Origin of the sequence: Burkholderia sp. Ac-20345 (genome assembly GCF_017104825.1) — a bacterium.
Taxonomy (GTDB): Bacteria; Pseudomonadota; Gammaproteobacteria; order Burkholderiales; family Burkholderiaceae; genus Burkholderia; species Burkholderia lata_B.
On record NZ_JAAGPO010000149.1, the window covers coordinates 18,347 to 27,672 of the forward strand.

The 9,326-nt window shown below is 66.6% G+C and carries 9 protein-coding genes; 2 read left to right on the forward strand and 7 right to left on the reverse strand.

Annotated features, from left to right (window positions below):
- Nucleotides 1-6: 6 nt before the first annotated feature.
- From G3O06_RS34380 to G3O06_RS34410, 7 genes are all read right to left on the reverse strand, one after another.
- Complete coding sequence (locus G3O06_RS34380; RefSeq protein ID WP_205818869.1) at nucleotides 7-948, reverse strand: ABC transporter substrate-binding protein; 942 nt, start codon at nucleotides 946-948, stop codon at nucleotides 7-9.
- An 88-nt stretch (nucleotides 949-1,036) separates the two neighbouring features.
- Nucleotides 1,037-2,074, reverse strand: coding sequence for an ABC transporter permease (locus tag G3O06_RS34385; RefSeq protein ID WP_174915979.1), 1,038 nt, complete (start codon nucleotides 2,072-2,074; stop codon nucleotides 1,037-1,039).
- Nucleotides 2,075-2,090: 16 nt separating this feature from the next.
- Nucleotides 2,091-3,629 (reverse strand): sugar ABC transporter ATP-binding protein, encoded by a 1,539-nt coding sequence (locus G3O06_RS34390; protein ID WP_205818870.1) that lies wholly within the window; start codon nucleotides 3,627-3,629, stop codon nucleotides 2,091-2,093.
- Between the two features lie 12 nt (nucleotides 3,630-3,641).
- On the reverse strand, nucleotides 3,642-4,418 hold the full coding sequence (locus tag G3O06_RS34395; RefSeq protein ID WP_205818871.1) for an SDR family oxidoreductase: 777 nt from the start codon (nucleotides 4,416-4,418) through the stop codon (nucleotides 3,642-3,644).
- Between the two features lie 43 nt (nucleotides 4,419-4,461).
- On the reverse strand, nucleotides 4,462-5,739 hold the full coding sequence (locus tag G3O06_RS34400) for an L-fuconate dehydratase (protein WP_174970189.1): 1,278 nt from the start codon (nucleotides 5,737-5,739) through the stop codon (nucleotides 4,462-4,464).
- Between the two features lie 23 nt (nucleotides 5,740-5,762).
- Entirely contained in the window at nucleotides 5,763-6,605 is an 843-nt protein-coding gene (locus G3O06_RS34405) for an ureidoglycolate lyase (protein ID WP_205818872.1), read from the reverse strand.
- A 41-nt stretch (nucleotides 6,606-6,646) separates the two neighbouring features.
- Nucleotides 6,647-7,411, reverse strand: coding sequence for an SDR family oxidoreductase (locus G3O06_RS34410; protein WP_205818873.1), 765 nt, complete (start codon nucleotides 7,409-7,411; stop codon nucleotides 6,647-6,649).
- 663 nt (nucleotides 7,412-8,074) lie between these two features.
- Between G3O06_RS34410 and G3O06_RS34415 the strand changes: the two genes are divergently transcribed.
- Nucleotides 8,075-8,365 (forward strand): DUF3331 domain-containing protein, encoded by a 291-nt coding sequence (locus tag G3O06_RS34415; protein WP_039366241.1) that lies wholly within the window; start codon nucleotides 8,075-8,077, stop codon nucleotides 8,363-8,365.
- A gap of 166 nt (nucleotides 8,366-8,531) precedes the next feature.
- The coding region (locus tag G3O06_RS34420) for an oxidoreductase (RefSeq protein WP_205818874.1) at nucleotides 8,532-9,326 on the forward strand (795 nt) is incomplete at its 3' end.

Sequence of the window (9,326 nt, forward strand, 5' to 3'; positions counted from 1 at the left end):
CAACGTTCAGTCGTACAGCACCGCCGCGATCTTCGGATCGTCGATATTGGTCTTGTCGTACCAGTAGAAACCGGTATCGATGACCTTCGGCAGCTTCTCGCCCTTGATCGCCTTCACGGCTGCCTCGACCGTCTTGTAGCCGATCCCGATCGGGTTCTGCGTGATCGCGCCGGCCATCAGCCCACTGCGGATCGCATCCTTCTGCTGCTTGCCGGAATCGTAACCGACGATCACGACCTTGCGCTTCATCTCGCGCACGCCGTTGACCACGCCGATCGCCGAGCCCTCGTTGGTGCCGAACAGCCCCTTGAGCTTCGGATACGCCTGCAGGATCGACTTCGTCACCTCGGTCGACTTGAGCTGGTCGCCTTCGCCGTACTGCACGGTCACGACCTGCACCTTCGGGTGCGCCGACTTCATCCGTTCGAGAAAACCGTCGCGGCGGTCGATGCCGGTGCGGCTCGTCTGGTCGTGCGCGACCACGGCCACCTCGCCTTCGTCGCCGATCAGCGCGGCGAGCTTGTCGGCGGCGAGCGACGCGGCGGCCTTGTTGTTGGTCGCGGCTGTCGTCACCGGAATGTCGCTGTCGACGCCCGAGTCGAACGCGATCATCGGAATCTTCTCCGCCTGCGCCTTCTTCAGCAGCGGCAGCGCGGCCTTGCTATCGAGCGCCGCGAAGCCGAGCGCGGCCGGTTTCTTCGCGATCGCGGCCGACAGCATGTCGATCTGCTTGTCGACCATCGCCTCGGTTTCCGGACCCTCGAACGTCACTTTCACCTTGTAGTCCTTCGCGGCCTGCATCGCGCCCGATTTCACGGCCTGCCAGAACTGATGCTGGAAGCCCTTCGAGATCAGCGGGATGTAGGTTTCCTGCGCCTGTGCGCCGGCCGTGACGCCGACGGCGAACGTCAGCCCGACGATCGCGTTCAACACCTTGCTCCTGATCACTTCGCGTCTCCTTTTTTCGTATCGACTAAAACGACTGGAACGCCGGCCGGAACCGGCGGTGAAGCACATGCCTGCGTGGCTGCATGTATCAACGGCGCCGCCGGCGCAGGATATCGACATAGACGGCGAGGATGATGATCACGCCCGTCACGACCGTCTGCCATTCCTGCGCGACCGACATGATGCGCAGGCCGTTCGTCAGCACGCTCATGATGAACGCGCCGATGATCGTGCCGACGATGCTGCCCGCGCCGCCCGACAGCGACGTGCCGCCGATCACCACGGCCGCGATCGCATCGAGCTCGTAGCCCTGCCCGAGCGCCGGCTGTGCGGAATTCAGCCGCGACGCGATCAGCAGCCCGGCGATCCCGCACACCGCGCCGCTGAACGTGTAGACCGCGATCTTCCACGCATCGACGTTCACGCCCGACAGTCGCAGCGCTTCCTCGTTGCTGCCGAGCGCGAACGTGTAGCGGCCGAAGATCGTGCGGTTCAGCACGATCGACGCGCCGATCGCGACGAGGAACAGGATCAGCACCGCGTTCGGAATCGGCAGCGCGGGAATCAGGTTGCCGATCAATGAATCCTGCGCGATCGACGTGAAGCCCGGCGTGTCGTTGAAGTAGATCGGCCGCGTGCCCGAGATCACGAGCGACAGCCCCTTGAGCAGCATCATCATGCCGAGCGTCGCGATGAACGGCGGCACCTTCATCTTCGCGATCACGAAGCCCGATACGCTGCCCGACAGCGCACCGAAGAACAGCGCGGCCAGGATCCCGAGCGGCAGCGGCATTCCCCACTTCGTCAGCACGACGCCGGCCATCACCGCGCAGAACGTCATCAGCGTGCCGACCGACAGATCGATGCCCGACGTGATGATCACGTACGTACAGGCGACGGCCAGCACGCCGTTCACCGCGGTGGCCTGCAGGATCGTGACGAGGTTGTCGACTTCGAGGAAGTTCGGCGACGCGATGCTGAAGAACACGATCAGCAGCACGAGGCTCGCGAACGCGAGCAGCTTCTGGCGCGCGGCCGGGTTGAAGAAGCGCGCTCGGAAGCCGGATGCGCCGGGCGGTGTGTCGCCGGTAGCGAGAGGTGGAACGGGATGCGTATCGTTGGACATGATCGTAGGGGCTGAATCAGGACAATACGGTCGACTCGCGCTGCGTCGCGAGCTGCATGATCTTTTCCTGCGTGGCGTCGGCCGCGCGCAATTCGCCGGTCACGCGCCCTTCGCACATCACGAGAATCCGGTGGCTCATGCGCAGCACCTCGGGCAGTTCCGACGAGATCATCACGATCGCCTTGCCCGCGGCGGCGAGCGCGTCGAGCAGCTTGTAGATCTCGCTTTTCGCACCGACGTCGATGCCGCGCGTCGGCTCGTCGAAGAACAGGATGTCGCAGTCGCGCAGCAGCCATTTCGCGATCACGATCTTCTGCTGGTTGCCGCCCGACAGGAGCCGCGCCGGCTGCGCCACCGACGGCGTGCGGATCGCGAGCTGCCGGACGTACGACTGCGCCGTGTCGCGCAGCGCACGCGCATCCAGAAACACGCCGCGGCGCACGAAGCGACGCATGCTCGACAGCGCGATGTTGTTCTGCACGTCCATCCCGACCGCTAGCCCGAAGTGCTTGCGATCCTCGGACAGGTAGCCGATACCATGCTTCACCGCGTCGGCCGGCGTGCGGATCGTCACGGTCTTGCCGTGCACGCGAATCTCGCCCGCGTCGACCGGGTCCGCGCCGAACACCGCGCGCGCGACCTCGGTGCGGCCCGCACCCATCAACCCGGCGAAGCCGAGAATCTCGCCGCGCCGCAGCGTGAAGCCGACATCGCGAATCGCGCGGCCGCGCGACAGCCCGCGCACTTCGAGCGCGACGTCGTTCGCGAACGTATCGGGCGGCGTGCGGGATTCGGTGGCGAGCTGGCGGCCGACCATCATCGCGATGATCGCGTCCATCGACGTGTCCGCCATCGGCACGGTCGCGACGTACTTGCCGTCGCGCATCACGGTCACGCGATCGGCGATCTGGCGCAGCTCGTCCATCTTGTGCGAGATGTAGACGATGCCGACACCGTGCTTGCGCAAGTCGCCGATGATGCGGAACAGCTCGGCGATCTCCGCGTTGTTGAGCGCGGCGGTCGGCTCGTCCATGATCAGCACGCGCGAGTCGAACGACAGCGCCTTCGCGATCTCGACCATCTGCTGCTTCGCCACCGTAAGCCGGCCAACCGGCGTGCGCGGGTCGAGATCGAGGCGCATCCGCGCGAAGATCGCGGCCGCGTCGCGGTTGAGTGCCGCTTCGTCGACGAACACGCCGAAGCGGCCGCGCGGCTCGCGGCCGATGAAGATGTTCTGCGCAACGCTCAGGTGGTTCATCAGGTTCAGTTCCTGATGGATGATGCCGATCCCGAGCGCCTGCGCCGCGCGCGGATCGGCGATCTCCACCGCGCGGCCGTCCATCCGGATCTCGCCTTCGTCGCGCTGGTAGACGCCCGCCAGGATCTTCATCAGCGTCGACTTGCCGGCGCCGTTCTCGCCCATCAGCGCATGCACTTCGCCGGCACGCAGGTCGAAACGGCAGTCGTCGAGCGCCTGCACGCCCGGAAAGCGCTTGCCGATGCCGGTCAACGCAATCAGCGGCGGCGCGGTGTTCGGGTTCGGGTCGGGTTGCATGGATCGCTGCCCTCAGCTGATCGCACGGTCGAGATGCGTGTAGCCGCCGTCGACGAACAGCCACTGTCCCGTCGTGTGCGATGCGCGTTCCGACAGCAGGAACACGGCCGTATCGGCGATTTCGTCGGCCGTCGTGAAGCGCTTGCCGAGCGGCACCTTGCCCGAGATGCCGGCCAGCTTCGCATCGGGGTCGTCGAAGCCGGCGAGCCAGTTCCGGTACAGCGGCGTCATCACCTCGGCCGGAATCACCGCGTTCACGCGCACGCCGTCGTCGCGCAACGCGACAGCCCATTCGCGCGTCAATGCGAGCTGCGCCCCCTTCGATGCGCAATAACCGCTCGTGTTGCCCTGCCCGGTCACGGCCGTCTTCGACGAGAGATTGACGATCGCGCCGCGCGTCGCCTTCAGGTGCGGCACGCAGTAGTGCGCCATCACGTAGTAGTGGATCAGGTTGCGCTCGAGCGATGCGACGAACGCGTCGCGCCCGGCATCGAGCCCGATGCTGTCGTTGACGCCCGCGTTGTTGACCAGGCCGTCGAGCCGGCCGAAGCGCGCGATCGTTTCCGCGACTGCATCGCGGCATTGCGCATCGTCCTGCAATTCGACCGAGATGCACGCGGCACGCGGCTGCTTCTGCACGAGTGCGCGCCAGAACGCATCGTCGGGCGCGTGGCGCGCGAACACCACCGGAATCGCGCCTTCTTCGGCAAGCCGCATCGAGATCGCGGCGCCGATGCCCGACGCACCGCCGGTCACGATCACGACCTTGTGTTGCAGGTTCAAATCCACTTCGCGTCTCCGTCGTTCATGTTGTCGGCACGCTCAACGCGTGTCAGCCGCGGAACCGGTATTGCTCCAGCGATTCGGGTTTCATCTCGATCGAGAAACCGGGCGCCGTCGGCGGCATGTACGCCGCGCCGCGCACGACGCACGGTTCGACGAAATGCTCGTGCAGGTGATCGACGTATTCGGTCACGCGCCCTTCCTTCGTGCCGGCAATGCAGATGTAGTCGATCATCGACAGATGCTGCACGTACTCGCACAGGCCGACGCCGCCCGCATGCGGGCACACGGGCAGCCCGTACTTCGCGGCCATCAGCATCACCGCGAGAATCTCGTTCACGCCGCCTAGCCGGCACGCATCGATCTGCACGACGTCGATCGCACCGCGTGCGATGAACTGCTTGAACAGCACGCGGTTCTGGCACATCTCGCCGGTCGCGACCTGCACGGGCGCGATCGCGTCGCGGATCTTGCGATGCCCTTCGACGTCGTCGGGACTCGTCGGCTCCTCGATGAACCACGGCCGCGCAAACGCCAGCTCGCGCACCCAGTCGATCGCCTCATCGACTTCCCACACCTGGTTCGCGTCGATCATCAGCTTGCGGTCCGGGCCGATCACCTCGCGCGCGATCGTCACGCGGCGAATGTCGTCTTCCAGGTTCGCGCCGACCTTCAGCTTCACGTACTCGAACCCGGCTTCGACGGCTTCGCGGCACAGGCGCCGCAGCTTGTCGTCGCTGTAGCCGAGCCAGCCGGCCGACGTCGTGTAGCACGGGTAGCCGTCGCGCTCGAGCAGCGCGATCCGCTCGGCCTTGGCCGGAGCCTGCCGGCGCAGCAGGTCGAGCGCTTCGTCCGGCGTCAGGCAGTCGGTCAGGTAGCGGAAGTCGATCGCGCGCACCAGCTCCTCGGGACTCATGTCGGCCACGAGCCGCCACAGCGGCTTGCGTTCGGCTTTCGCCCACAGATCCCACACCGCGTTGACGACAGCGCCCGTCGCCAGGTGGATCGCGCCCTTGTCGGGGCCGATCCAGCGCAACTGGCTATCCGACGTGACGTGCCGCCAGAAGCGGCCCATGTCCGCGCGGATCCAGTCGAGGTCAAGGCCGACGACGAGGTGACGCATCGCGTCGATCGCCGCGCAGCAGATCTCGTTGCCGCGCCCGATGGTGAACGTGAGCCCGTGACCTTCGAGCCCGTCGCGGTCGGTTTCGAGCACGACGTAGGCCGCCGAATAATCGGGGTCCGGGTTCATCGCATCGGAGCCGTCGAGCTGGCGCGAGGTCGGGAAGCGCACGTCGAGGACGCGCATCGATCGAATGATAGGCATGGCGAATCGTCCGCGAAAGGAATTCAGGCCTGCACGGTGCGCTGGCGTTGCTCGCCGAGCCCGTCGATGCCGAGCGTGATCACCTGCCCGGCGCGCAGATAGACGGGCGGCTTCTGCCCGAGACCGACACCCGGCGGCGTGCCGGTCGAAATCACGTCGCCCGGCTGCAGGCTCATGAAGCGGCTCAGGTAGCTGATCAGGTGCGGCACGCGGAACACCATCGTCGCGGTCGTGCCATTCTGGTAGCGATGGCCGTCGACGTCGAGCCACAGCCGCAGCGCATGCGGATCGGGCACTTCGTCGGCCGTCACGAGCCACGGGCCGAGCGGGCCGAACGTGTCGTTGCCCTTGCCCTTGTCCCACGTGCCGCCGCGTTCGAGCTGGAATTCGCGCTCCGACACGTCGTTCACGACGCAGTAGCCGGCAACGTGCGACAGCGCGTCGGCTTCCGCGATATAGCGGCCGCCCTGGCCGATCACCACGCCGAGTTCGACTTCCCAGTCGGTCTTCTCCGAGCCGCGCGGAATCTCGACGTCGTCGTTCGGCCCCGAGATCGCGCTCGTCCACTTGCCGAACACGACAGGCTCCTTCGGCACGTCCATCCCCGATTCGGCCGCGTGGTCGGAATAGTTGAGCCCGATGCAGATGAACTTGCCGACGCGGCCGACGCACGCGCCCAGCCGCGGCGTGCCTTCGACGAGCGGCAGCGACGACGGCGGAATGTCGCGCAGCCGTGCGAGCGAGGCTGGCTCCAGCGCGGCGCCGGCGATGTCGTCGATCACGCCGGACAGGTCGCGAATGTGGCCCTGCGCATCGAGCAGGCCCGGCTTTTCATGGTGTTTGTCGCCAAATCTCAGCAGTTTCATGTCGTGTCGTGCGGAAACGGAAAGTGAAGGGGAAAGCGTGGTCAGTTCGACCAGCCGCCGTCGATCAGGTGGATCGCGCCGGTCGTGAACGCAGCTTCGTCGGATGCGAGGTACAGCGCGAGCGCGGCCACTTCTTCCGCGCTGCCGATACGGCCGATCGGCTGGCGCGCGACGAACGCCTGACGCACCTCGTCGGTCGACACGTGGCGCGTGCGCGCCTGGTCCGCGATGCGCTGCTCCAGCGACGGCGATTCGATCGTGCCCGGGCAGATCGCGTTGCAGCGGATGCCCCGCTCGACGAAATCGGCGGCCACCGCCTTGGTCAGGCCGATCACGGCCGCCTTGGTCGTGCCGTAGACGAAGCGGTTCGGCACGCCCTTCACGCTCGACGCGGCGGACGCCATGTTGATGATCGACGCGCCGCCTGCCTCGAGCATCGCGGGCAGCAGCGCGCGGATCAGCCGGTACATCGACGTGACGTTCAGGTTCAGCGAGAACGCCCATGCGTCGTCGTCGCAGTCGAGGATCGAGCCGTGGTGCACGAAGCCCGCGCAGTTGAACAGCACATCGAACGCGCGCTCGCTTGCGGCGAGCGCCGCGACGTCCTGCGCATCGGTCACGTCGAGCCGCCGCGTGGTCAGCCGGCCGCCCGCGCGTTCCGCGTCGGCCTCGAGCCGCGCGAGCGCGGCTTCGTTGATGTCGGTCGCCAGCACGTCGGCGCCCTCGCTCGCGAACCGCAGCGCGGTCGCGCGCCCGATACCCTGCCCGGCCGCCGTGACCAGCGCGCGCTTGCCCTGCAATCTCATGAGCAACTCTCCCGAAAAGCCGGCCACCCGTCGGCCGATTGGCACAAAGGACTAAAGGTCCAACCAATCATAGGAAGTGATTTCGCGTTTGTCACGGAATCGGGATTCAGTATTTACCCGGGTGGGGAAATCGGGCGGTTGAGCAAGGATCCGGCGTTCGACGGCGCCCGAGAGCATGTCCCGAGATCCGCGCATGCCCAATACCGGCGGGCCATCCAGGCGTTCATTCGCATCCGTCCGGGCGCGACGCCACGCCAAACTGACAAAAAAGTCATGTTCACGTCAGGGTCTCAACGGGATGCGCGCGCCATCATGGCGTACCGGACTGCGCTTCCGGTCCATCACCTCCCCGCCCGCGTTCGGTCCCTGCGGGCACCTCCGTCCCCCGGCGATGGGCTCCGTGACTGGGCGAGCAGACACGGCGCGCAGGCCGATTTCCCGCCCCGGACTTCGCGTCCGGGGCGTTTTTGTCTGTGGTTTCCAAGAAAATAAGCTTGGATTGTTTCTAAATCGGCAAAAGGTAATTTGAGCCAGACAGGATGTTTTTTCCGGTCACAGACGCTTACATTTAGCGCACCACTCATGGAAACCGCTACGGATTCGCCATCGGGTAGTGACATCCACTGCCACGGCCGAACCGCACGAGCTTTAGGAAACGGCAAAATGAAGGCCTCCAAATCCCTGCCTGCGCTCGATCCCGCCGACGTCCACGTCGAAATCCTCGAACGTTCCGATACGCTGCTCGTCGTCCGCTGGGTCGAACCCGGCCGCTGCCACTACGGTGAACAGCGCTGGCGCCGCCGCTTCGCGCAACGCACCGGCACCTGCGCGCTGTCGCGACAGGTGATCCACCGTGGCGACGAAGTCTTCCGCCCGGCCGAACGCCCGGCGCCCGCGAACGCGGCCGCGATGATCTCCGCCGCCGAAGTACTCGCGCTGGCCGGCGGCAGGTAAATCCTGCCGGCCGCGCGTCACGGCACGCGGCACCCAACGCTGCACCGGCCTAGAAGCGCCGGTCTAATTCCCCCGCTTGTCTGCCACGCCTGCGCGCACTATCTTTACACCACTCAATGTAATGATTACGTGCCGCGGCCTCCCGGTCGCGCCGATGGAGGCAGACATGCATGCATGGAGCGCGCGCCACGTCCCGGCGCAGGGTGGCAAGGTCGCGGTCGTGACCGGCGCCAACAGCGGGCTCGGCTGGCAGCTCGCGGAAACGCTGGCCGCGAAAGGCGCGACGGTCGTGATGGGCTGCCGCGACGCCGCCCGTGCCGAGCAGGCGGCCGACGCGATCCGCAGGCTCCATCCCGATGCCCGCGTCGAAGTCGACGCGCTCGACCTCGCCGATCTCGCATCGATCGCACGCTTCGCGGCCGATGTGGCCGAGCGCCATGGCCGCGTCGATATCCTCTGCAACAACGCCGGCGTGATGTTCCTGCCACTGCGCCATACGCACGACGGCTTCGAGATGCAGTTCGGCACCAACCATCTCGGCCACTTCGCGCTGACCGGCCATCTGCTGCCCGCGCTGCGCGCCGCGCGCCGTGCGCGTGTCGTGACGATGTCGAGCGGCTTCAACCGCGGCGGCCGGATCCGCGTCGACGACCTGCGCGCCGAGCACCGCTACAACCGTTATCTCGCCTATTGCGACAGCAAGCTCGCGAATCTTGTATTCGCGATCGAGCTGCAGCGCCGATTCGAGCGCGCGGCATTCTCCGGGATCAGCGTGGCCGCGCACCCCGGCTACGCGGCGACCAACCTGCAGTTCGCAGGCCCGGCGATGGACAGTTCGCCCGCCCGTGCCGCGCTGATGCGCGCCGCGAACCGTTATCTCGCGCAGCCGGCCGACCAGGGCGCGCTGCCCGCGATTCATGCGGCGACCGCACCCGATCTCGCCGGTGGCGCCTATCTCGGG